This is a genomic window from Pseudomonas fitomaticsae, from assembly GCF_021018765.1.
Taxonomy (GTDB): domain Bacteria; phylum Pseudomonadota; class Gammaproteobacteria; order Pseudomonadales; family Pseudomonadaceae; genus Aquipseudomonas; species Aquipseudomonas fitomaticsae.
On sequence record NZ_CP075567.1, the window covers coordinates 929178 to 952920 of the forward strand.

22 protein-coding genes are annotated in these 23743 nt (G+C 62.2%); 7 read left to right on the plus strand and 15 right to left on the minus strand.

All coding sequences use genetic code 11. The features are described from left to right. Positions 1-22: 22 nt before the first annotated feature. The 8 genes from KJY40_RS04055 to cbiE form a co-directional block, all read right to left on the minus strand. A complete protein-coding gene (locus KJY40_RS04055; protein WP_230735130.1) occupies positions 23-2143 on the minus strand; it encodes a TonB-dependent copper receptor in 2121 nt (706 codons plus the stop codon). Positions 2144-2227: 84 nt separating this feature from the next. Beyond that, a complete protein-coding gene (locus KJY40_RS04060; RefSeq protein WP_230735131.1) occupies positions 2228-2674 on the minus strand; it encodes a DUF2946 domain-containing protein in 447 nt (148 codons plus the stop codon). Between the two features lie 21 nt (positions 2675-2695). Beyond that, a complete protein-coding gene (locus tag KJY40_RS04065; RefSeq protein ID WP_230735132.1) occupies positions 2696-3175 on the minus strand; it encodes a copper chaperone PCu(A)C in 480 nt (159 codons plus the stop codon). 48 nt (positions 3176-3223) lie between these two features. Beyond that, on the minus strand, positions 3224-3625 hold the full coding sequence (locus KJY40_RS04070; protein WP_192563337.1) for a DUF2946 domain-containing protein: 402 nt from the start codon (positions 3623-3625) through the stop codon (positions 3224-3226). A 47-nt stretch (positions 3626-3672) separates the two neighbouring features. Then, the gene (locus KJY40_RS04075; protein ID WP_230735133.1) at positions 3673-3984 is read right to left on the minus strand and encodes a hypothetical protein; all 312 of its coding nucleotides are present in this window, start codon (positions 3982-3984) and stop codon (positions 3673-3675) included. 128 nt (positions 3985-4112) lie between these two features. Continuing rightward, complete coding sequence (locus tag KJY40_RS04080; RefSeq protein ID WP_230735134.1) at positions 4113-4841, minus strand: cobalt-precorrin-6A reductase; 729 nt, start codon at positions 4839-4841, stop codon at positions 4113-4115. After that, positions 4838-5935, minus strand: coding sequence for a cobalt-precorrin-5B (C(1))-methyltransferase (locus KJY40_RS04085; protein WP_230735136.1), 1098 nt, complete (start codon positions 5933-5935; stop codon positions 4838-4840). Before KJY40_RS04085 ends, KJY40_RS04080 begins: the two co-directional genes overlap by 4 nt. Next, complete coding sequence (gene cbiE, locus KJY40_RS04090; protein WP_230735138.1) at positions 5928-7139, minus strand: precorrin-6y C5,15-methyltransferase (decarboxylating) subunit CbiE; 1212 nt, start codon at positions 7137-7139, stop codon at positions 5928-5930. Before cbiE ends, KJY40_RS04085 begins: the two co-directional genes overlap by 8 nt. A gap of 217 nt (positions 7140-7356) precedes the next feature. Here cbiE and KJY40_RS04095 point away from each other — a divergent pair, with 217 nt between their 5' ends. The 7 genes from KJY40_RS04095 (at position 7357) to cobJ (ending at position 14171) form a co-directional block, all read left to right on the plus strand. Further along, positions 7357-8028 (plus strand): hypothetical protein, encoded by a 672-nt coding sequence (locus KJY40_RS04095; RefSeq protein WP_230735140.1) that lies wholly within the window; start codon positions 7357-7359, stop codon positions 8026-8028. Between the two features lie 100 nt (positions 8029-8128). Then, complete coding sequence (locus tag KJY40_RS04100; protein ID WP_230735142.1) at positions 8129-8944, plus strand: hypothetical protein; 816 nt, start codon at positions 8129-8131, stop codon at positions 8942-8944. 53 nt (positions 8945-8997) lie between these two features. Next, a complete protein-coding gene (locus tag KJY40_RS04105) occupies positions 8998-9660 on the plus strand; it encodes a hypothetical protein (protein WP_230735144.1) in 663 nt (220 codons plus the stop codon). Positions 9661-9732: 72 nt separating this feature from the next. Beyond that, positions 9733-11118, plus strand: coding sequence for a precorrin-3B synthase (cobG, locus tag KJY40_RS04110; RefSeq protein WP_407681985.1), 1386 nt, complete (start codon positions 9733-9735; stop codon positions 11116-11118). Beyond that, positions 11111-11737, plus strand: a complete 627-nt coding sequence (locus KJY40_RS04115; protein WP_230735148.1) for a precorrin-8X methylmutase — start codon at positions 11111-11113, stop codon at positions 11735-11737. The genes cobG and KJY40_RS04115 overlap by 8 nt, the downstream gene beginning before the upstream one ends. Beyond that, entirely contained in the window at positions 11734-12468 is a 735-nt protein-coding gene (locus KJY40_RS04120; protein ID WP_007951035.1) for a precorrin-2 C(20)-methyltransferase, read from the plus strand. Before KJY40_RS04115 ends, KJY40_RS04120 begins: the two co-directional genes overlap by 4 nt. Further along, the gene (gene cobJ, locus KJY40_RS04125; RefSeq protein WP_230735149.1) at positions 12468-14171 is read left to right on the plus strand and encodes a precorrin-3B C(17)-methyltransferase; all 1704 of its coding nucleotides are present in this window, start codon (positions 12468-12470) and stop codon (positions 14169-14171) included. The genes KJY40_RS04120 and cobJ overlap by 1 nt, the downstream gene beginning before the upstream one ends. A gap of 59 nt (positions 14172-14230) precedes the next feature. Here cobJ and KJY40_RS04130 read toward each other — a convergent pair whose 3' ends face one another. The 7 genes from KJY40_RS04130 to KJY40_RS04160 all read right to left on the minus strand — a co-directional run bounded on the left by KJY40_RS04130 (position 14231) and on the right by KJY40_RS04160 (position 23724). Next, positions 14231-14827: a MarC family protein gene (locus tag KJY40_RS04130; protein ID WP_179692808.1), complete on the minus strand. Its 597-nt coding sequence runs from the start codon at positions 14825-14827 to the stop codon at positions 14231-14233. 63 nt (positions 14828-14890) lie between these two features. Next, a complete protein-coding gene (locus KJY40_RS04135; protein WP_230735150.1) occupies positions 14891-17668 on the minus strand; it encodes a hybrid sensor histidine kinase/response regulator in 2778 nt (925 codons plus the stop codon). A gap of 102 nt (positions 17669-17770) precedes the next feature. Beyond that, positions 17771-19063: a phosphoribosylamine--glycine ligase gene (purD, locus tag KJY40_RS04140; RefSeq protein WP_007951030.1), complete on the minus strand. Its 1293-nt coding sequence runs from the start codon at positions 19061-19063 to the stop codon at positions 17771-17773. A gap of 189 nt (positions 19064-19252) precedes the next feature. Next, on the minus strand, positions 19253-20860 hold the full coding sequence (purH, locus tag KJY40_RS04145) for a bifunctional phosphoribosylaminoimidazolecarboxamide formyltransferase/IMP cyclohydrolase (RefSeq protein WP_102688348.1): 1608 nt from the start codon (positions 20858-20860) through the stop codon (positions 19253-19255). 82 nt (positions 20861-20942) lie between these two features. Next, entirely contained in the window at positions 20943-21263 is a 321-nt protein-coding gene (gene fis / locus KJY40_RS04150; protein WP_003186237.1) for a DNA-binding transcriptional regulator Fis, read from the minus strand. After that, positions 21260-22270, minus strand: coding sequence for a tRNA dihydrouridine synthase DusB (gene dusB / locus KJY40_RS04155; protein ID WP_007951027.1), 1011 nt, complete (start codon positions 22268-22270; stop codon positions 21260-21262). Before dusB ends, fis begins: the two co-directional genes overlap by 4 nt. Positions 22271-22455: 185 nt before the next feature. Further along, positions 22456-23724: a DUF3426 domain-containing protein gene (locus KJY40_RS04160; RefSeq protein WP_230735152.1), complete on the minus strand. Its 1269-nt coding sequence runs from the start codon at positions 23722-23724 to the stop codon at positions 22456-22458. Positions 23725-23743: the final 19 nt, after the last annotated feature.

The following is a 23743-nucleotide window of genomic DNA, read 5'->3' on the forward strand; positions in this document are numbered from 1 at the left end:
AGGGAGCGAGCGCCCTTCAGGGTTAGAAACTCATGTCCACCTTGGTCCAGAGCGTGCGCCCCGGTTCATTGATCGCTTGCGGGTCGTTCGCCGGGTAGCCGAAGCCGGCGTTGCCCGCCAGGTTCAGGTGTTCGGCGTAAGCCTTGCCGAACAGGTTGTCGACGCCGGTACTGACCTTCCAGTTTTTGTTGATCCGGTAGGCACCGTTGAGCGAGAACACGCCGAAGCCCGAACTCTTGTCGTAATCCTTGCCGACCACGTTGCCCTTGTTCTGGTCGATACGGTTTTGCGCGGCGACCACCCTCCACAGTGCGCCGGCGCTCCAGTTGTCTTCGGTATAGGTCAGGCCGAAGCGGGCATCCAGCGGCGGCATCTGCGGCAGGGCCTTGCCGTCGCTGCTGTTCTTGCCCCACGCGTAGGCCAGGGTCGCATCGGCTTTCCAGTTGTCGGTGAGTTTGTAAGCGGCACCGAGTTCGCCGCCCATGATCCGCGCGTCGATGTTCTCGGCGCGGGAAGTGCTCATGCCCATCATCCCCGGGGTGTAGTCGAACAGGATGTAATCGCGCACCTGGCCGATGTAACCCGAGGCCCAGGCTTCGAGCTCGGCGCTCTTGTAGTTCACGCCGAAGTCGAGCTGAGTGGTCTTTTCCGGTTTGATCGAATCGAACGCATTGACCGAACCCGCCGGGCCGGACTTGGGCGAAAACAGCTCCCAGTAATCCGGGAACCGCTGGGCGTGGCCGAGGCCGGCGTAGAGCGTGGTCGGGCTGTCGGCGAGGTCATGCTCGTAGCGGATGAAGCCACTCGGCAGGGTGTCGGCACGGGTATCGCCGGCAGTCGGATTCGGGCGCGACATCATTCCCGAGCCGGTGGTCTGCCGGAAATCCCTGGCCGAGGCGCGGTCGACCCGGGCGCCGGTGATCAGCCGGTCGCGATCGGCGGCGTACCAGGTCATTTCGCTGAACACACCGTAGTTATGGAAGTCGGCATCCTTGGTATATGGCTGATCCTTGTAGGTATCGATGCCCATGCCGCTGCGCTGCCGGTGTTCGTTGGTCTGCGCATCGAGGCCGGTGATCAGCTGGATATCGGCCCAGCGCCAGGTGGCCTTGATCCGTGCGCCGAGGGTACGGCGGTCGACGTTGGACGCCATGGGCCCGGCCATCATCCCGGTGCCGGATGGCGTGCGCAGGGTGTAGTTGTCCATCACATGGTCGGCGTAGTTGTAGTAGACCTGCGCTTCGAGCTTCTCCAGCACGTCGCTGATGTTGGATTTCTCGAAACGCAGACCGAGGCTTTCACGCAGGAATTGCGAGCCGTCCATGCCGCGTCCGGCGTAGCGTGCTTCGCCGTCACCCTTGCCGGCGGTGAGTTCGATCAGGGTGTCGGCATCCGGGGTCCAGCCCAGCGCCACGTCGCCGTTCCACTTGTCATAGCGCGAGGCGACGGTGTCGTTGTTGCCGTCGCGGTAATCGTCGGAGTGCGCGGTGTTACCGATCACCCGCACATAGCCCAGCGATCCGCCGGCCGCCGCATCGACGACCTTGTCGAAGCGCCCGTGGGAGCCGGCCAGCACGCTGGCGTTCACGCGGGTGCCGAGTTCGCCGAAGCTTTCCGGCTCGCGGTCGAACAGGATCGTGCCGGCCGACGCGCCCGGTCCGTAGAGCACGGTTTGCGGGCCTTTGATCACGGTGAGCTTGTCGTAGGTCTCGGGCGAGATGTACGAGGTCGGCGCGTCCATCCGACCGGGGCAGGCGCCGAGCATCATGCTGCCGTTGGTGAGGATGTTCAGGCGCGAACCGAACATCCCGCGCAGCACCGGATCACCGTTGGTGCCGCCGTTGCGCACCAGGGCGAAGCCGGGAATGGTCTTCAAATAGTCGCCACCGTCGCTGGCCGGCACCGGTTGGCGCGGGTCTTTCGGGTTGGTGACGATGGTCAGCGGCGAGCTCGGGGCGATGGCGGTGATCACCGTCGGGCTCAGTTCGTCAGCGTGGCCGGCGTGTTCATCGGCGTGGACCAGCGGGGACAGCAGGACGCCGCAAAGGACGGCGGTAGCGTGCCTGAAACGAACGCGGGATTCGTTCAGGGCAAAGGACGCCGGGGCAGAATCCGGGCGTGGGACAGCAGAAAACCTGGACATGACAATTTCCATCAAACAGTCGTAAACGACACGGCCGGCAGCCTGAGGCTGTCTTCTCAACCGTGTGCAATCAGAGGTGGGTGTTTACGCTGCGACGGGCGGGGCGCGGGTGCGGGCGCCGGGGAAGAAGGTCTGCCGGGCATGGCCCAGACGCGGGGAGGGTGGGTTGAAGGTGTTGACGAGTGGAATGCTGAAAGTGGCGAAGCTGCCGCCGCCGGTCAGCGCCGGGCAGTTGAACAGCAGGCTGCAATAGCCGCATTTTTCCCACAGCACATGGTGCGAGGATTGCGGCGGGCAGTGTTCGGCGGTGGGCTGTGCACCGTGCCCGGAATGATCCATACCCGGCATGTCCATCGACATGTCCATGCTCATCGGCATGGAGGTCGAGGCGTGCTGATCCATCGGCATCGACTGGGAAATCAGCGGGCCGATGAAGATCATCAACATGGCGAACAGGGCGATCCAGCTGCCGCGGGTCAGGTGTTCAGTCTGACGGCGTTGCAGGGAGGGCCTGGCGCTCAGGGGGCGCATGGGCGGAGTCTGCCGGAACGGTTACTGGGCGTGCGCGTGGGCTTGCGTGGCTTCCGGCGGCTTCTTCTGCACGGCGACTTCGACGGTCACGTCACCGGCCTTTTCGAAGTGCATCGTCAGGGGAAAGCGCTTGCCGTCGGTCAGCAGACTGCGGTCGGTAGGGTTCATCAGCATCACGTGATAGGCCATTGGCGCGAAGGTCACGTTTCCACCGGCCGGGATGGCCACGTTCGGCACCTGTTGCATCTTCATCAGATCACCCTGCATCACGTGCTCGTGCAGTTCGGCCGTCGGGGCGATCGGCGAGTCGACGCCGAGCAGGCGGTCAGCCGTCTTGCCGGCGTTGTGAATGATGAAATACGCGGCAACGGTCGGCGCGTTCGGCGGCAGTTCCTGTGACCACGGGTGGGCGATTTCCAGCTCGCCGGCCTTGTATTCGTGGGCATGGGCGAAGCACGCAGGCAGCAACAGCGCAGCGATGACGATGAATTTGTTCAACATGGCAGTTCTCCAGAACGATTTGAAACGCAGGTCAAATGCGGGAACAAATCAAACCAGAGGAGAGGCGCGGGGATTGAGGCTCGGCCATTGCTGGCGCGGTGTTGGAGTTTGCAGCAAGGCGGGCGCCACGCTGCGATTGCTTTCGTACCGGGCGAAATACAGCTGCGGCGAATGCCCCGGCAACGCCACCACCGGCGCCGATCCGGAACAGCACCAGCAATGCTGCATGGTCGAATGATTGTCACCGCTTTGCGGCGCTTTCTGATCGAGGCTGCCGATGTCGATCGCCACCATCTTCGTCCCGCTGCCGGTGCAGAAGCTGCTCCACAGCAACTGCTCGGCCGGCGTCTGCGCCGCCTGCGCCATCGCTCCCGTCAACGGCATGGCGAGCATGTTGAACAGCACTGCAAAGCAGGCGATCCAGGCAAATGCGAGCCGGTGTCGGTTCATGGGACAGATCCGTAGGGTGGGCGATCAGGCGCGGCTATTTAGCCTGATCAGGGCCGATAAGTAAAAAAGCGTCGTGCGGTTTGGTGTCGCAGCGCTACCTGCAATTGTGCGAGTAGCATGCTTGCCAGTTCCGTCTCGCCGTTATGAAAGAGTGTAGCGGCTTCGATTCGCAATGCCTGTGCGAAATCCGGATCAGATTGAATTCTCAATCGGATGGTCTGCTTATAGTCTCGGAGCGCCACGCGGTTGAATCGTCCATCCCCTGAGTCCAGTTCCGAACATGCCCTGACGTAGTGCACCAGTTCAGCAGGCGTGTGGAGAAAGTCCTTGATGTCGAAGCGGGTGAATTTTCCGGTCATTGGAAAGTGCTCACAAATTCGATGAAACGCTAAACGTAAGCCTGGGTCGCTCGTGCAGATAGTCAGCGATTCTTTAAGTTCTTGTGGGCAGTGTCCTAGCACTCAGTAGGACTTGAGCTTTTTGTTTTTCACGGTCGGACTCCGGCCGCGAGGGCAGCGATGGCTTCAGCAACCGTCCAAAACTCCCGATCAACCCCCGCCAACACCGGCCGCTTCAACACCATCACCGTCACCCCAAGCGCCCGCGCCACGTCCAGTTTCGGCTCGGTTGCGGTGCTGCCGCTGTTCTTGCTGATCAGCACGTCGATCTGCCGGCGTTCGAACAGCGCCCGCTCATCCTCCAGCAGAAACGGCCCACGGGCGGCGATGACTTCGCAGCGCTCGTTGCCGGGGTAGACGTCGAGGGCGCGCAGGGTCCAGAACTGGTGCGCAGGGATTTCATCGAGGTGTTGCAGCGGTTCGCGGCCGAGGGTGAACAGGGGGCGACGGAAGGGTTCGAGGGCGGTGATCAGTTCGGCCCAGTCGGCGACTTCGCGCCAGTCATCGCCCTTCTGTGGTTGCCACGCGGGGCGGCGCAGGGCCCAGCAGGAGATGCCGGTGAGTTGCGCAGCGGTGGCGGCGTTCTGGCTGATTTGCGCGGCGTAGGGGTGGGTCGCGTCGAGCAAAAGTGTGATGCCTTCGTCGCGAATGAACTGCGCCAGACCTTCGGCGCCACCGTAGCCGCCGACGCGCACCTGACACGTCAGATCGGTCGGCACCCGGCCGACGCCGGCCAGGCTGTAAATGTGTTCCGGTCCCAGCGTGCGCGCGATGGCCAGCGCTTCAGTCACGCCGCCGAGCAACAGGATTCGCTTCATACAAAGGCTCCCGCATGGCCAACGATGCCGCCCTGACGATCAATCGCAAACACTTCGACCTGCACCTGAGCCGGCACTACGCTGCGGGCGAATTCCAGAGCATGACGGCAGACCTCATCGCCCAGCGCGACACCCGCCGCACTGGCCATCGCCAACGCCTGCTGACTGGTGTTCGCCCCACGAATGGCTTGCTGCAACGCATCGTCAGCGCCAATCGCCGCCGCCCATTCGGCCAGTTGCGGCAGGTCTATGCTCGAATGGCGCGAGTGCAGATCCATGTGCCCGGCCGCCAGTTTGCTGATCTTGCCGAAGCCGCCGCACAGGCTGAGTTTATCCACAGGCACTTTGCGCAGGTGCTTGAGCACGGCGCCGACGAAGTCGCCCATTTCGATCAGGGCGATTTCCGGCAGGTTGTAGACCCGGCGCATGGTGTCTTCGCTGGCGTTGCCGGTGCAGGCGGCGATGTGCAGGTAACCGTTGGTTTTCGCCACGTCGATGCCTTGATGGATCGAGGCAATGTACGCCGCGCAGGAAAACGGCCGGACGATGCCGCTGGTGCCGAGAATCGACAGACCGCCGAGAATCCCCAGGCGCGGGTTCATGGTTTTCAGCGCCAGGGCTTCACCGCCCTCGACATTGACCGTCACCTCGAAGCCGCCGCGATAGCCGGTTTCTTCGGCGAGCAGCATCAGGTGATCGCTGATCATCTTGCGCGGCACCGGGTTGATCGCCGGCTCGCCGACGCCCAGCACCAGCCCCGGCCGGGTCACGGTGCCGACGCCTTTACCGGCAATGAAGCGAATCCCCGGCTCGGCCATCAGTTGCACGCGGGAGTAGAGCAGGGCGCCGTGAGTCACGTCCGGATCGTCACCGGCATCCTTGATGGTTCCGGCTTCGGCGCCGTCTTCGGTCAGTCGGCAAAACTCCAGGCGCATCTGCACCTGCTTGCCCTTGGGCAACACGATCTGCACGGCGTCCGCCACCACTCCGCCGAGCAGCAGGCGGGCAGCGGCGAGGCTGGTGGCCGTGGCGCAGCTGCCGGTGGTCAGGCCGCTGCGCAGGGGCGCGGGTTGTTCGGCGGTTTCGTCACGCATCGAGGGGTTTGACCAGATCGAGCAGGGTGATCGGCAAGGCCTGGCGCCAGGTGTCGAACTCGCCCAGCGGCTGCGCCTGGGCAATGTGGATGCGGGTCAGCTCGCCGCCGTGGCGTTCGCGCCAGCTCATCAAGGTCATTTCGCTTTGCAGGGTCACGGCGTTGGCGATCAGTCGGCCGCCGGGTTTGAGTTGTTCCCAGCAGGTGTCGAGCACGCCTTCGCGGGTCACGCCGCCGCCGATGAAAATCGCGTCCGGACGTTCCAGCCCGGCGAGGGCCTGTGGTGCGCTGCCGCGAATCAGTTGCAGGCCGGGAACACCCAGCGCATCGCGGTTGTGTTCGATCAATTGCTGGCGACCGTCATCGGCCTCGATGGCCAGGGCGCGGCAACTCGGGTGAGCGCGCATCCACTCGATGCCGATCGAGCCGCTGCCGGCGCCGACGTCCCACAGCAATTCGCCCGGCGTCGGGGCGAGGCGGGCGAGGGTGATGGCGCGCACGTCGCGCTTGGTCAGTTGGCCGTCATGCTGGAAGGCCGAGTCCGGCAGGCCGGCGAGGCGCGACAGGCGTGGTGTATCTGGATCGCCCAGGCACTCGATGGCGATCACGTTGAGGTCGGCAATGAGCGGGTCATTCCAGTCGTTGGCGGTGCCGTCGATCCGGCGTTCGGCGTCGCCGCCCAGATGTTCCAGAACCCTCAGGCGACTGGCGCCGAATCCGCGCTCGCGCAGCAATTCTGCAACGGCGGCCGGACTTCGTCCGTCATTGCTCAGCAGCAACAGGCGCACGCCGCTGAACAGTTGTGCGTTGAGCGCCGCAAGCGGACGAGCCACCAGTGACAGCACACTGACATCCTGCAACGGCCAGCCCAGTCGGGCAGCCGCCAGCGAGCAGGACGACGGCGCCGGCAGAACCAGCATCTCGGCCCCTGGCACCTGCCGCGCCAGACTCGCGCCAACGCCGTAGAACATCGGATCTCCGCTGGCCAGCACGCACACCGCTTCGCCACGGCGCTCGAGAATCGGGGCCAGGGAAAACGGGCTCGGCCACAGCTGGCGCTCGCCACGGATGCACACCGGCAACAGATCCAGCTGACGCTGACCGCCGATGATCCGCGAAGCGCCCAGCAGGGCGCGCCGGGCATTTTTGCCAAGACCTTTGAAACCGTCTTCAGCAATGCCTACAACCGTCAGCCAGGGGGTCATGCGGATCCTCATCATGGGTTCTTTGTGAATGGGCGACATGATAACGCGGCTGCCTCGAACTGGCTGCTGTCCATTTTCAATGGATGTCAGACATTAAATGTAGAAGTTGTTGTTTGTTGAGTTTGTTTATTGGCTGATAAATTGTTTTTTGATTGTGCGGCCTGTCTTTGATAGTGGGGCGCGTTAATGGAGGTTTTTCTGGTATTAAGTTGGGGTCATGGAACTACAAGTAGAGGAATCGAAGGCCGGTAATCAGCTTTCGGACGGTGGCAGCTCAAGCGTATTGAATAGTAACTTGTTGGCTTTCTTATCCGGATTGAGTCGACAGGACAAACAATACATCAAGGACAGTATGCGATGGGCCGAATATCAGGCTGATCTTCGCAGCGACAGGAAGCGGAACCCGGTGGCCTGGTTTGAGTTTTATTCGGGAGGACTCTGGTCAGTGGGCTGGGGGCTGGAACAGGATCCGGTGATTGTTGTGGACAAGAACTTTTCCGGTGACTTGCTCGACAGTTGGGCATCCTCGTTGTCCACGCTGTTAAGCAGGGAAAAAATCCGCCGGATGAGAGAAACCTTTCAGTTGCTCGAGTTTCACCCGGCAGGTATGGATCTATTTGCGCAGAGCACAAGAGAGTGGGGGGACTTCCGGTTCTCCCCCGCACAATACAACCGGCACAGCGAGCTGGAAATAGTCATCAGCAATGTTCGCTTGCTGAGCAGTAATTGGGCTTCCAGATACCTGTTCTGGGATCTGGAATACGCAAAGTCGCAGCTTGATATTCAAGCCAGGCGTTTCGTGATCAGGTCGCGAACGATGGATAAGTATCGAGCGGATCTGACCGAAGCAGTAAGAGAAATGCGGCAAAGGGAAATTGAATTGGCGTGAAATGGTTTGAATCTTTTGGAAGTTGATTAAGTTGTTCTGGGTTGTTAGTTTTTTATTGCGCCATGAGGGCGTGCTTATTTAATAAAAAGGAATGTATATCGTGACCGAATTTTCAAAGCAGGTTATTCCCGCGGATCAGCGTGTCGCGCTGATTAAAGAGTGCAATGACTTCATCGCTGCGCGACCTGCGCCGCGCATGCTGAATGTATCTGCCAACGCCAACTTGCCCATCGACAAGGATGAGCTAAATGCGGCCATCATGGGCACAGGCATTGCCGGTTTTGATGAAAGTATGTCCAAGCGCAGCAAGCGCATTGTGAAGAATACTTATATGTACGCCGATCTGGTTTCCTTGCTCAAATACCCTTCCGCCAGCCAGAAGGAACAGCGTTACAACGAATTCATGCGATTGATGAAACTGGCAGGCTGGTTTGCTTTCAGTCAGCCTTACAATCGTTATGAGGCCACCTCCCAGAAACTGACCATGGACAATGTTGCCCTCAACATCATCCATACCGCGGTGTCTGCGGCGGTGGGTCAGGGTGCAGCGGCCTTGAAGGTGCTCAAGGATGTGGCGGACACCACGATGGACGCGCTGAAGGATGTCCCTGAAGCGTTGGTATTGTTTGAGCGCAACGCCAAAAAAGCCGAGGGCGGCAACTTCTGTATGTCGAGTGCCCTGGAGGACAAGGAGGGGACCATCACGATGGCCATCGCTGCCGTTCAGTACATTGCTGCGGCGCAACCTACCAAGGTGCTGTTTGTCGAGTGGGCTACATCCAGCGTCAGCATCTACAACGGTTCTGCCACCATGTCCATGGACGAAGAAGACTACTTGATGGTCGAGCCATTGATCGTCAAGGCACTGACCGAGCAGCGCGAAAAAGCGCTCAGCTACGAGTTTGGCAAGGCCTGATATTCATTGAAGCCAGAGGCATGGACCTCTGGCTTTTTTATAAGGAGTTCTCGATGAATAAAGGTATCGGTTTTAAAACCTTCATATGTGCCGGTACGGTGGTTCTGGTCGCGGATGAGTTGCTGGAGTCGGACCGGTGCGATGGTCTGGATGCACTGCTTTATGCTCAGTTGGTCGCCTCTCACAAATGTCCTGACTTTGCTCAGGTCGATCCATGGAGTCAGGCCAACAAGATCGCACTGAGAGTCACCGGTGCAATGTTGCTGGATAACCCGCAAGCCAGTCTGCCAGTGCCGATGCCGGGCAGCTTTTCTCTTGCCGAGTTGACTCGGCGGATCCTTCACCAGTGGGTTCCTGCTGCGACCGATGAAGTGTTGGATCTCAGCCTGGATTCGCTGTTGTGCAAGGCATCGCCGACACCGGCAATGGAAGTTTTGTTCGAAAACGCCCTGCACAAGAGCAGGTGGGTCCGGTTCGGTTTCAGTCTTCTGTCTGGGAGCCTGGGGGTGTCGACGGTATTCATCGCGTTCGAAGTTGATGAAGTCATTGAAGGCAATCTTTTGTGCCATCGATTCAATACAGCAAACGTGCGGGGTAACGTATCAATCGATGGTTACAAGGCACTGATCGACCCCGAAGATTACGTCTTTTCCCGGGACAAAGTGATTGCGTTATTGGGTGAGCGGCGCCAGGAGCAGATCATCGAGTTGGTCTGAGAACTGACGGCAAGTTCCAGCGGCCGAGAAAGAAGAAGCGACACGATCGGCTGTCCGACGGGCAGACTTTTCATGCGGTCAGGCAAAGCAGGCATAATGGCGACCTTTCGCCCACCACAGTGCTGTCTGTCAGCCGGTCATCCCTTGAACGAACGTCCTCTATCCACTGCCATACGCCCCTCGGCCTGTCCGGGGTTGCTGCGTATCGTCCAGGCGCTGGATGGCGGGATCTGCCGGATCAAGCTCGATGGCGGCTCGATCACGGCCGATCAGGCCGATGCTGTGGCCAACGCCGCCGAACGGTTTGCCGGCGGGGCGATCGAGGCCACCAACCGGGGCAATCTGCAGATTCGCGGGATCGGCGAGCAGTCCGCCGCGCTGATTGACAGCCTGCTGGCCGCCGGTCTCGGGCCGCGAACCGCAGCGGGCGACGATGTGCGCAACCTGATGCTCAGCCCCGCCGCCGGCATCGACTCGCAGATGCGCTCCGATACCCGTCCATTGGCCGGGCAGATCCTCGAGACCTTGCAAAGCCATCCGCGCTTCCATGAGCTGAGCGCCAAGTTCGCCGTGCAACTGGATGGCGGTGAAGCGCTGGCGATGCTCGAACATCCCCATGACCTGTGGTTGTCGGCATTCGAAGATCGCGGCGACACGCTGCTGGCGTTCGGCCTGGCGGGTTGCCCGACGGACCGACCGCTGGCCTACGTGGCGCTTGCGGATGGACATGCGCTGGTGGTCGCGGTGCTGGAGTTGTTCCTCGATCTGGCCCAGCCCGAGCAGACGCGGATGCGCCATCTGCTGGATGAATGCCCGGTGCCGGTGTTCCTGGAAAAACTCGGTCAGCGGATCAACCTGAAAGCCGCTGCTGATTGGCAGCGCGTAGCCGGATCAGAAGGTTTGCACCTCGGCATCCACCCTCAGCGATCGGCTGGTCAGGTCTATGTCGGTGCCGCACCTGCGCTCGGTCGCCTCGATCCGGACATGCTGCGTGGCGCCGCACAACTGGCCAGAACCTTCGGCGACGGCAGCCTGCGTTTCACCCCTTGGCAGAGTTTTTTGCTGCCCAATGTGCGAGAAACCGATGCGGTTCAAGTGCTTGACGAATTGGGCAAGCTGAACCTGCTGACCCATATCGAAGATCCTTTGGCGCACCTGATCGCCTGCACCGGCGCCAACGGCTGCGGCAAAGGCCTGGCCGACACTAAACACGATGCCCGCGTTCTGGCTGCGCTGTTGCCACACGCCATGGATGTGCACCTGTCCGGCTGCCCGCGTTCCTGCGCCGCCGCACATCGGGCTGCGGTGACTTTGCTGGCGGTCGGCCCCGGTCACTACGATCTCTATTTTCGCGATGCAGCACTGCCGGGTTTCGGCGCGCTGTACGCTCACAACCTTACTATCGAAGCGGCCGCGACCCTGCTCGCCGCCCGCTCACGGAGCCCCCTTGATGCTTGATTACATCCGCGACGGTCAGGAGATCTATCGCAACTCCTTCGCGATCATTCGCAGCGAGGCCAACCTGGCTCGCATCCCGGCCGACCTGGAAAAACTCGCCGTGCGGGTGATCCACGCCTGCGGCATGGTCGACGCCATCGACGGACTGCGATTCTCCGAAGGCGCCGGCAAGGCCGGTCGTGATGCGCTGGCCGCCGGCGCGCCGATCCTGTGCGATGCGCGGATGGTTTCCGAAGGCGTCACCCGTGCGCGCCTGCCGGCCAACAATCAAGTGATCTGTACCCTGCGCGACGACAGCGTGCCGGAGTTGGCGCGCGAGCTGGGCAATACTCGCTCGGCGGCGGCGCTGGAGCTGTGGCGTCCGCATCTGGAAGGCAGCGTGGTGGTGATCGGCAACGCGCCGACCGCGCTGTTCTATCTGCTGGAAATGCTCGACGCCGGTGCCCCGAAACCGGCGCTGATCCTCGGTTTCCCGGTGGGCTTCGTCGGCGCTGCCGAATCCAAGGCCGAACTGGCCGCCAATAGCCGTGGCGTGCCGTTCGTGATCATGCAGGGCCGCCTCGGCGGCAGCGCCATGGCCGCCGCTGCGGTCAATGCCCTCGCCACGGAGATCGAATGATGCAGGCTCAAGGACGTTTGATTGGCCTGGGCGTCGGCCCCGGTGATCCGGAACTGATTACCGTCAAGGCCCTGCGCCTGCTGCGCGAATCGCCGGTGGTGGCGTACTTCGTGGCCAAGGGCAAGAAGGGCAATGCGTTCGGCATCATCGAAGCACACCTGCAGGACGCGCAGAATCTGCTGCCGCTGGTGTACCCGGTGACCACCGAAGTGCTGCCGGCGCCGCTGTCCTACGAACAAGTGATCAGCGACTTCTACGATGACGCGGCAGAGGAAGTGGCCGCGCATCTGGATGCCGGCCGCGACGTGGCGGTCATCTGCGAAGGTGACCCGTTCTTCTACGGCTCCTACATGTACCTGCACGATCGCCTCGCCAGCCGTTACGAAGCCGAAGTGGTGCCGGGCGTCTGCTCGATGCTCGGCGGCGCGTCGGTACTGGGCGCGCCGCTGGTGTATCGCAATCAGAGCCTGTCGGTGCTGTCCGGTGTCCTGCCTCATGACGAACTCAAGCGTCGTCTGGCCGATGCCGATGCGGCGGTGATCATGAAGCTGGGGCGCAACTTCCCGAAAGTGCGCGACGTGTTGGCAGAGCTGGGGCTGGCCGAGCGTGCGCTGTACGTCGAGCGCGCGACCATGGCCAATCAGAAGATCGTGCCGCTGGATGAGGTCGAGCCGATGTCCTCGCCGTACTTCTCGCTGATCATTGTTCCCGGCGAACGGTGGCAAGGCTGATGACTCATTCCACACCGGCCATCGTCATCCTCGGCCAGGGCGCGTTGGCCACGGCCCGTCGCCTTCAACAGGTTTATCCGGCCGCAAAGATTCACGGGCTCAATGGACGTGTCGAAGGCGCCGACCTGACCTACAGCGACTTCGGCGCGACCGTGCGCGAGTTGTATCAACAGGACACGCCGATCATTGCCTTGTGCGCGGCCGGCATTGTCATCCGCACCCTGGCGCCGCTGTTGCTGGAGAAAGGCGTCGAGCCCCCGGTGCTCGCCGTGGCTGAGGACGGCAGCGCCGTGGTGCCGCTGCTCGGTGGCCTGGGCGGGGTGAATGTCATGGCCCGCGAAATCGCCGCTGCACTTGAAGTGGCAGCAGCAATCACCACCAGCGGCGAGTTGCGTTTCGGCACCTGCCTGCTCAACCCGCCCGGCGGTTATGCCCTTGGCGATCTGGAGCAGGGCAAGCGTTTTGTCTCCGACTTGCTCGCCGGCCACAGCGTGCGCATCGACGGCGCTGCGCCGTGGCTTGAGCAAGCGCAACTGCCAGAAGATTCACAGGCACAGCGCTCGATTCATGTGGGCAGCGATGCCCGCGCGGCGAGCGCCAGTGAGTTGCTGATTTATCCGCGCAGCGTGGCGGTGGCGGTCGGTGCTGATGTGGCTGACCTGCCGGGCGCGATTCGCGATGCGTTGCAGCAGGCCGGTGTGGCGATTCAATCGCTGGCCTGTCTGGTGGCGGCGGACGTTCAAATGGCCAGCCCGGCATTGCGTGAAGCAGCGCTTGAACTGGCAGTGCCGCTGCGCTTTGTGGCGCCGGCGAATGACATCGGTGAGCTGGCTCGCGATGCAGTCTCCGGAACTCGAATCATCACAACATCCCGGGACATTGCCATCGCCGTGGCCGAACAGCCGCTGGATATTTTGCAGATCGGTCGCCCGCGCGGTCGTCTGGCCGTCATCGGCCTCGGCCCAGGTGCTGCGGAACTGATGGTGCCGGCGGTGAAAGCCGAGCTGGCACGCGCCACTGACGTGCTGGGTTACGAAACCTACGTGCGCATGGCCGGCCCGTTCCGCGACGATCAGGTGCAGCATTGCACCGACAACCGCGAAGAAATGCAGCGTGCCCGTCACGCCTTCAGACTGGCCGCTCAGGGCCGTTCGGTGATTGTGGTTTCGTCCGGCGATCCGGGCGTGTTCGCCATGGCGGCGGCAGTGCTCGAAGCGCTGCACGAGTCGGTGGATCCGGCGTGGCACAGCGTCGATCTGGAAATTCTGCCGGGCGTGTCCGCCTCGCTCGCCACCGCCGCTCAGGCCGGTGCACCGTTGGGTCACGACTTCTGCGTGATGTCGCTGTCGGACAACCTCAAGCCGTGGTCGATCATTGAAAAACGGCTGGATCTGGCCGCCGAAGCGGATCTGGTGCTGGCGTTCTACAACCCGATCTCCCGCGCGCGTCCGTGGCAACTGGGGCGAGCGCTGGAAATCGTCGCGCAGCACCGCACATCGCAAACGCCGGTGGTGCTGGGGCGTGATATCGGCCGGCCGGGTCAGACGCTGCGGGTGACGACGTTGGGTGAGCTGACACCGGATCAGGTCGACATGCGCACGATGGTGCTGATCGGTTCGTCCACCACCTGTGCTTTCCCTCGCGCCGAAGGCGGAGAGTGGGTGTATACGCCGCGCTGGTACGGGGAAAAACCAAACGGTTGATGCAAAAAAAAAGCGGCTCTTCGAGAGCCGCTTTTTATTTCTTTCGCGTGAAACAGGTCTCAGGGCACCAGGTATCCTTTCACCCCGGTAAAGATGATCTGCGCCGCCAGTGCACACACGAACAACCCCATCAGGCGGCTGACGATCTGCAAACCCTGATCGCCGAGAATGCGTTCGATGCGGTTCGACAGATACAGCACCACGCCCACCGTAAAGCTGGCGAGGGCGATGCTCATGATCGCGAACAGCTTGTCGTCCCAGTGTGGCTGGCTGACACCCATAACCAATAGCGCGCCGATGGTGCCGGGGCCGACGGTCAGCGGAATGGTCAACGGGACAATCGTCACGTCCTGCTGCACGTTGTCGGTCTGCACCGCCGACTTGCCCTGCGCCATGCCCAGTGCCGAGATGAACAGCACGCTGCCGGCACCGATACGGAACGCATCCACCGTGATGCCGAACACATCGAAAATCACCCGCCCGAACAGATACAGCAGCACGCTCGAGACCAGGGTGGCGATCGCCACTTTCCAGGCCAGACGCCGTTGTTCCTTGCGCGAATAACCGCGGGTCAGGCTGATGAAGCAGGACAACACGAAGAACGGGCTGTAGAGCACCAGCATCTTCAGGTAAACGCTGAATAACACGTGGAGCATGGCGCGGGCTCGCTGGCGGGGAAAGTCGGGGGGAGTCTAACAGGCGCTATCGAGTCTGTCGGCTCACGACGGTTGCGTCGTCGCTCGGTTCTGCTGATCACGCTGGGCCACCCAGTGCTCGATCAGCTCACGCAGTTGCGACAGCTCCACCGGTTTGGCCATGTGCCCGTCCATCCCGGCCTGACGCGCGCGTTCCTTGTGCTCGGCGAGGATGTGTGCGGTCAGCGCCACGACCGGCGTGCGGATGCGCTGATTGCCGACTTCCCACGCCCGCAGTTGCTGGGTGGCGGAGAAGCCGTCGAGGATCGGCATTTCGCAGTCCATCAGCACCAGGTCGTAGCGCTGGGCTTTCATCGCCTGCAAGGCTTCTTCGCCGTTGCTGGCGGTGTCTGGCTGCAGGTTGAGTTTGCCGAGCATGCCCCGGATCACCTTGGTGGAAATCGTGTTGTCTTCGGCCACCAGAATGCGGAAATCGCTCGGCACCTTGACCGGCGCTGCGGGACTGGCTGGCTGTGGCTGAAACACCACCTGGCCACGGTTGCGCTGGTTCAGTTCATCGGCGAGCGTGGTCTTGAGGGTGTAGCCGGCCACCGGTTTGGCCAGGATGCGCTTGATCCCCGAGTTGCGCGCGATGATCTTGCTCGGCGCATTGCTGATGCCGGTGAGCATGATCAGCAGAATGTCGTGGTTCAGGCTTGGGTCTTCCTTGATCTTGGCGGCCAGTTGCATGCCGGTCATGCCGGGCATGTTCTGGTCCAGCAGAACCACGTCGAAGTAATCACGCAAATGCGCCTTGGTGCGCAGCAGGGCCAGCGCTTCCTTGCCCGACGGCACGGCGCTGACGTTCAGGCCCCAGGCGCTGCATTGCTGCACCAGCACCTTGCGGCAGGTGTCGTTGTCGTCGACCACCAGCACGCGTGCGCCTTGCAGCGGGCTGTCGAGGTCCGAGGTCGGGTGCTCCAGGCGATCAGGGTCCAGCGGCAGAGTCAGCCACAGCGTGCTGCCCTGGCTGGCGCCGCTCTTGATGCCGAACTCGCCCTGCATCAAACGGATCAATTGGCGGGCGATCACCAGCCCGAGGTTGCCGCCCAGACGGTTGGCCGACAGGAAGTGCTTGCTGTGCAACTCGGCGTGCATCAGCGCATCGCGCTCTTCCTGATCCATCGGCTGGCCGCTGTCCTGCACGGCAATGCGCAGGCGTGGCCCGGCGCTGCGTTCGTCGAGTGCGACGACTACCAGCACTTCGCCTTCTTCGGTTTTTTTCAGGGCGTTTTCCAGCAGGCTCAGCAACGTCTGGCGCAGGCGCGTCGGGTCGCCGCTGATGACCCGTGGCACTTGCGGCTGGATGAAGCTGATCAGCTCGACGTTCTGCTGTTCGGCCTTGGCGCGGTAGATGCTCAGGCAATCGTCGATCAGCGCATTGAGGTCGAACTGCACGTCGTCCAGTTCGATCTGTCCGGACTCGAGCCGCGAGATGTCGAGGATCTCGTTGATCAGGGTCAGCAGTTCGTTGCCGGCGCTGTGGATGGTCTGCACGTAATCGCGCTGCTTGACCGACAGCGGCGTGCCGAGCAGCAGTTCGGTCATGCCCAGCACGCCGTTCATCGGCGTGCGGATCTCGTGGCTGATCTTGGCCAGGAACTCGGCCTTGGCATTGATCTCGGCGTTGCTCGCCGCAAGGTCGCGGCTGATGCTGAAACGGCTTTCGGTGATGCTGCGCTGACGCTCGCCGAGGGCGATGCTCATCAGCAGGCCACTGATGCAGATGAAACCCATCAAGGTCATGATCAGGCCTTGCGGCGCCACCAGGGTCAGCCCCAGCAAGGCCGGGAGGATGATCAGCGTGCCGATGTTGAACACCACCATCGCGGCGACGAACAAGCGGGCAGGGCGGTAGCCTTTCTGCCAGTGATAGAACGCCACCAGCAACATGCTCAGCCCGGCCAGGGCCACCAGCGCGTAGGTGATGATGTTCAGCGGCAGGGTGTTGACGAACAACAGCAGCAGGCTGCAGATCACGATGAACAGAATGTCGCCGATCAGCAGCTTGTTCAGCGGATGCGGGCCGAGCGGGGCGAAGAAACGGTAGGCGAACATCAGGCCCGCCGGGGCGGTCAGCAGCAGGGCCAGATAGGCGCCGGGGGTCTGGATCGCGTGCCAGTTCGGCAGCCACGGACCGGCGAGGTTGAGCAACAGCAACAGGCTCAGGCTCAACAGGCCTTCACACACCGCGAGCCACAGGCTGCTGCGCGAACGGGTGTAGGCGTAGCGGATCAGGTTGTGCAGGATCAGCATCGCCAGACAGCCGAACAGCAGGCCGTAGATCAGCGTCTGGTTGTGATTGGCCGCAGCCATCACCGCCGATTGCAGGGTGATGTACGGGCGCAACTGATGATCGGAGACCAGTCGCAGGTAAACGTCGAGGGGCTTGTCGCTCTGCGGCAACGGCAGCATGAAGTCGCTGCTCGGCAGCGGTCGTTCCACCTGGGGCTGGGTGGTGCCGGTGTCGCGTTGTTCGATCAGGCGATCGCCGTCGAGGACATACAGATTGAGGTGCGAAAGGTCGGGGGCGAAGATCCGCAGCACTTGTTCGTGCTTGCCGGGCGCCAGCCTGAAGCGCAGCCACAAGGCACCATCGGGTTCGGCCGCGGTCAGGCGGTCAAGCTCGATAGGGCTGAATTGATTGGTGTAGCGGGCGGAGCGGATGTCGCTCAGCTGGAGGTTGCCCTGATCGTCAAGCAATACCGACCAGCCACTGCCTTGCGCGGCCTGGGCCGGGAGCATGCAGAGCATGGTCAACAGCGTGACGGTGAAGCCTATGGCAATCCTGAGCCAGCGCACGGCGAAATCCCTTCGTAGGTTGATGCCAGAATATAACGATGCGCAGCGTCGGAACAGTCCGGCAAGGGCGATGAGCCCCTGCCGGAAACACAGCGTAGCTTATTACTGAGACTCACCGCGTTCACGGGCAATGGCGCGGTAGCCAATGTCGGTGCGGTAGAAGCAGCCTTCCCAGTCGATGGCCTTGGCCAGTTTGTAGGCCTGCTCCTGGGCGGCGCCGACGCTGGCGCCCATGGCGGTGGCGCACAGCACCCGACCGCCGGCCGTCACGACGTTGCCGTCCTTGAGCGCAGTACCGGCGTGGAAGACCTTGCCTTCCAGTGCGGCGGCTGCGTCCAGACCGTTGATCGGCGCGCCCTTGGCGTAGTCGCCAGGATAACCGCCGGCGGCCAGCACGATGCCGACGCTCGGACGTGGATCCCACTGTGCTTCAACCTTGTCCAGCGCCTGAGCCAGTGCGGCTTCGACCAGCAGTACCAGGCTCGATTGCAGACGCAGCATCACCGGTTGGGTTTCCGGGTCGCCGAAACGGCAGTTGAACTCGATGACCTTCGGATTGCCGGCCTTGTCGATCATCAGGCCGGCGTACAGGAAACCGGTGTAGACGTTGCCTTCGTCGGCCATGCCGCGCACGGTCGGCCAGATCACCTGGTCCATCACGCGCTGGTGCACGTCTGCAGTGACAACCGGTGCAGGGGAGTACGCACCCATGCCGCCAGTGTTCGGGCCGCTGTCGCCGTCGCCGACGCGTTTGTGGTCCTGGCTGGTGGCCATCGGCAGGACGTTCTTGCCGTCGACCATGACGATGAAGCTGGCTTCTTCGCCGTCGAGGAATTCTTCGATGACAACGCGCGAACCGGCGTCGCCAAAGGAATTGCCGGCGAGCATGTCGCGCACGGCGTCTTCGGCTTCGGCCAGGGTCATGGCGACGATCACGCCTTTACCGGCGGCCAGGCCGTCGGCCTTGATCACGATCGGTGCGCCTTTTTCACGCAGATAAGCCAGGGCCGGCTCGATCTCGGTGAAGTTCTGGTAGTCGGCGGTCGGGATCTTGTGGCGCGCGAGGAAATCCTTGGTGAAGGCTTTCGAGCCTTCCAGCTGCGCGGCACCGGCGGTCGGACCGAAGCAGTCCAGGCCACGGGAGCGGAACAGGTCGACGACGCCGGCCACCAATGGCACTTCCGGACCGACGATGGTCAGGGAAACGTTTTTCTCGGCGAAGTCAGCGAGCTGTTCAAGGGCCAGCACGTCGATGGCGACGTTTTCGCACTTGGCTTCAATCGCAGTGCCGGCGTTGCCCGGTGCCACGAAAACTTTCTGCACACGCGGATCCTGAGCCACTTTCCAGGCCAGTGCGTGTTCGCGGCCACCGCTGCCAATGATCAAAACATTCATTTCAAAAACCTCGGATGACGCTAATTCTGTTTTAGAACCTGAAGCGCTTCACGCTCCAGGAGGTCGCAATGAAGTCGGTAGATGCAAGGCGGAGTCGACCTCGGTGAGCGGAGTTGCCTTTTGGCAATGAGCATCATCGAGGTCGGCTCCAACGCAGCAGATGCCGGCTTCAGTGCGGCCGTTGTCTGATTAGTGACGGAAGTGGCGCATGCCGGTGAACACCATCGCGATGCCAGCTTCATCAGCAGCTGCAATCACTTCAGCATCACGCATCGAGCCACCCGGCTGGATCACCGCCGTGATACCGACCTTGGCCGCATTGTCCAGACCGTCGCGGAACGGGAAGAACGCGTCCGAAGCCATTACCGAACCGGCGACTTGCAGACCGGCGTGCTCAGCCTTGATCGCAGCGATACGCGCCGAGTTCACGCGGCTCATCTGGCCGGCGCCGACACCGATGGTCTGACGGTTCTTGGCGTAGACGATGGCGTTGGATTTGACGAACTTGGCCACTTTCCAGGCGAAGATCAGGTCGTGGACTTCCTGTTCAGTCGGGGCGCGCTTGGTCACCACTTTCAGGTCGTCGGCGCCGATCATGCCGATGTCGCGGCTCTGTACCAGCAGGCCGCCGTTGACGCGCTTGTAGTCCCAGGCCGGAACGCGATCGGCCGACCACTCGCCGCAGGCCAGCAGGCGTACGTTGGCCTTGGCAGCGACGATTGCGCGGGCTTCTTCGCTGACGCTTGGCGCGATGATCACTTCAACGAACTGACGCTCGACGATCGCCTTGGCGGTCTCGGCATCCAGTTCACGGTTGAAGGCGATGATGCCGCCGAATGCGGATTCGGTGTCAGTGGCGTAAGCCAGTTCGTAAGCCTGACGGATGCCGCCTTCGGCGTCCGGGCTCACGGCCACGCCGCACGGGTTGGCGTGCTTGACGATCACGCAGGCCGGTTTGACGAAGCTCTTCACGCATTCCAGCGCGGCGTCGGTGTCGGCCACGTTGTTGTACGACAGTTCCTTGCCTTGCAGTTGGGTGGCGGTGGCGATGCCGACTTCGGCCGGCTTGGCTTCAACGTAGAACGCCGCGCTCTGGTGCGGGTTCTCGCCGTAGCGCATTTCCTGGGCTTTGATGAACTGGCTGTTGAAAGTGCGCGGAAATTCGCTGCGACCTTCGGTGCTGAGGGTGTCAGCGGCCTGGTTCACGGTGCCCATGTAGTTGGCGATCATGCCGTCGTAGGCGGCGGTGTGTTCGAACGCCTTGAGCATCAGGTCGAAACGCTGAGCGTAGGTCAGGCCGCCGGCCTTGAGGTTTTCGAGGACGTTGGCGTAGTCGCTGGCATTCACCACGATGGCCACGTCTTTGTGGTTTTTCGCCGCCGAACGGACCATGGTCGGGCCGCCGATGTCGATGTTCTCGATGGCGGTCGGCAGGTCGCAGCCTGGCTTGCTGATGGTGGCTTCGAACGGGTACAGGTTGACCGCCACCAGATCGATCGGCTTGATGCCGTGCTCGTTCATGATCGCGTCGTCGATACCGCGACGACCGAGGATCCCGCCGTGGATTTTCGGGTGCAGGGTTTTCACCCGACCGTCCATCATCTCTGCAAAACCGGTGTAATCCGCGACTTCCACTGCGGCCACGCCGTTGTCCTGCAGCAGCTTGAAGGTCCCGCCGGTGGAAAGGATTTCCACGCCCAGGGCTTCCAGCTCCCTGGCGAATTCGAGGATCCCGGTCTTGTCGGAAACACTGATCAAGGCGCGGCGGATCGGCAGGCGGGTAGTCTGGTCGGTCATCTCAATTTCCATCAAAAGCAAGGGAAGTCAGCAAAAAAGGCGACCGGTTTTACGCGGGCGCCTTTCTGGTTGGATTGAATGCTTACAGCAGATCGTACTGCTTGAGTTTCTTGCGCAGCGTGCCGCGGTTGAGTCCGAGCAGCTCGCTGGCCTTGGTCTGGTTGCCCTTGACGTAGTTCATCACGCTTTCGAGCAGGGGAGCCTCGACTTCGGAGAGCACCAGGTTGTACACGTCCGTGACGGCTGCGCCCTCAAGGTGGGCGAAATAATTGTGCAGCGCCTTCTCGACACTCCCGCGAAGGGTCTGGCCTTCTTCGCTCGGGGTATTGAGGTGCTGTTTCAAATTCACGTTGTCGCTCACGGGTGTTGTTCCACTCACTAAAGTCTCGGTCATCATCGTCATGCGGCCACCCCTTCTCCGTCCCCTGTCAGGCTCTTGTAACGTTCGGCGAAGAACTCCCGAACGTTGGCGCATTGTGTTTCCGTACCATCCAAACGATTGAAGTGGGCGCGAAATTCCCTGGCGCCCGGCAAGGTTGCGAGATACCAGCCCACATGCTTGCGGGCAATTCGCACGCCCATCACGTCCCCATAGAAGGCGTGAAGGGCGGCCAGATGCTCAAGCAGAATGCGTTCCACCTCGATCAGCTCCGGCGCCGGCAGTTTCTCGCCGGTACGCAGGAAGTGTTCGATCTCGCGAAAAATCCATGGCCGCCCCTGGGCAGCCCGGCCGATCAACAGGCCATCGGCACCGGTCGCGTCGAGCACGTAGCGGGCCTTTTCCGGCGATACGATGTCGCCGTTGGCAAAGACCGGAATCGACACCGCCTGCTTGATCGCGGCAATGGTGTCGTACTCGGCTTCGCCGGTGTACAGGTCGGCGCGGGTGCGGCCATGCACCGCCAGCGCCGTGATCCCGGCCTGCTCGGCAATCTTCGCCACGGTCAGGCCGTTCTTGTTGTCGCGATCCCATCCGGTGCGGATCTTCAGGGTCACCGGCACATCAACTGCCGCCACGACGGCGTGCAGGATCTCGGTAACCAGCGCCTCATCCTTCAACAACGCGGAGCCGGCGGCCTTGTTGCAGACCTTCTTCGCCGGGCAACCCATGTTGATATCAATAATCTGTGCGCCCAGCTCGACGTTGGCCCGGGCCGCATCCGCCAGCATCTGCGCATCGCCACCGGCGATCTGCACCGAGCGTGGCTCGGGATCGCCTTCGTGGATCATGCGCATGCGCGACTTGCGGGTGTTCCACAGGCTCATGTCACTGGTGACCATTTCCGAGACTACAAGCCCTGCGCCCAAACGCTTGCACAGCTGACGAAAGGGCTGATCGGTGACGCCCGCCATCGGGGCGAGGATCAAGCCGTTCTGCAATGTATATGGGCCGATGCGTACCGCCGACATAGGACTTCCCTGAAGTGGGGCCGGATCATGAGAGTTCGAAAAAGGGTTGGCATGATACCCGCTCTCGATGACTGGATAAAGGCTGAATTGAACAAAATCTGAACAGTTATTCTGTTATTACCGCCGGTTTGGTCGTGCGGTGAGCAGTCAGAAAACTGCCGTCAATCCGGGAGCGGTGAAGCGTTTCACTCGGGCGAGTGGAAACTCAGGCTGTAGTTCACGGCTTTCGGGCCTGGATCGAGGATGTCCAGGGCGATGTGGATCGGCGTCTGCGGCGGCATTTCCGCCATGCCTTCGAGGTCGCCGTTGAGGTATTCGCCGGGTTTGAAGCGACGACTGGCGATCAGGTGACCGTTGAGGTCGGCGAAGCGCAGCTCCAGCAGCGGAAACGGCTGCGAGAACGGCGCGCGGTTGTAAATGATCGCGTCCACCACCAGCGCACCGCTGAATTCCGGATGGCTGCGCACCACCAGGTTGCTGCTCTTGATCTTGGCGATGTCCACCTTGGACGGCACCGTGCAGCCGACTTGCGGACACAGTTGCTGGAACCATGGCCGGTATTGATCCTGGCGGGCCAGTTCATCGAAGTGATAGGCGATGTACTGTCCGCCCAGGCCGGCGGCGGCCAGCGCGATCAGCAACAGCCAGAGCAGGCGACGGCCCCAGGGCGAGCGGCGTTTCTGCCAGTCCAGTTGCAGCGGATCGTCGGTCAGGTCCTGCAAGGCTTCGGCGCGAACGCTGGATTCGACGCGTTCGCGCTTTTTGCGCGGTGCTTCGATCAGTGGCAGTTCGTCGTCGACGTCATCGCTGGCCGACAAGCGTTCGCGACGGGCATTCGGATCGATCGGGTCGTGCAGGCGCAGTTGCGGAATCGGCGGTTCGTCATCGAGATCCACCGGCTCCAGCGACAGCGAAGGTTCGGTGCGCTCCGGACGGGTTGGCTCGGGCTTGACGGCGTCGGGTTCCTCTTCGACTTCCGGTGCGCGCTCATCCGCCGGTTCGCTGAACAGGCTGTCCGGCCATGTCGTGTCTTCCGGTTCGTGGCTGTCGCGGCGAGCGCTCAGGGCGTCTTCGCGTGGGCGGCCGAACTCGGTGGTCGGCTGGATTTCCCGTTGCTCGAGGCGGGCCAGTTCTTCGTCCAGATCCAGGCTGTCCAGATCCAGCTCGGCGGCGCTCCATTGCTTTTGGCTGATGGCGCGCGGCTCGGGCTTTTCGACGATGGCCGGTAGCTCGACAGGCGCAGGCTCGCTGATTGGTGGCGGCTCGCTGATTAACGGCGCCACCGGCGTGACCGCTTCCTTGCCTGCGTGTTGCTCCAGCAATTGCTTGGCGGCATTGAACACTTGCAGGCAGGAGCCGCAACGAACCACCCCGCGGGCCACGCTCAACTGAGCGTGGCTGACGCGGAAACTGGTTTGGCAATGCGGGCACTGGGTGACGAAGCTGTCGGTCATGCGGCGATCCGGATTGAGC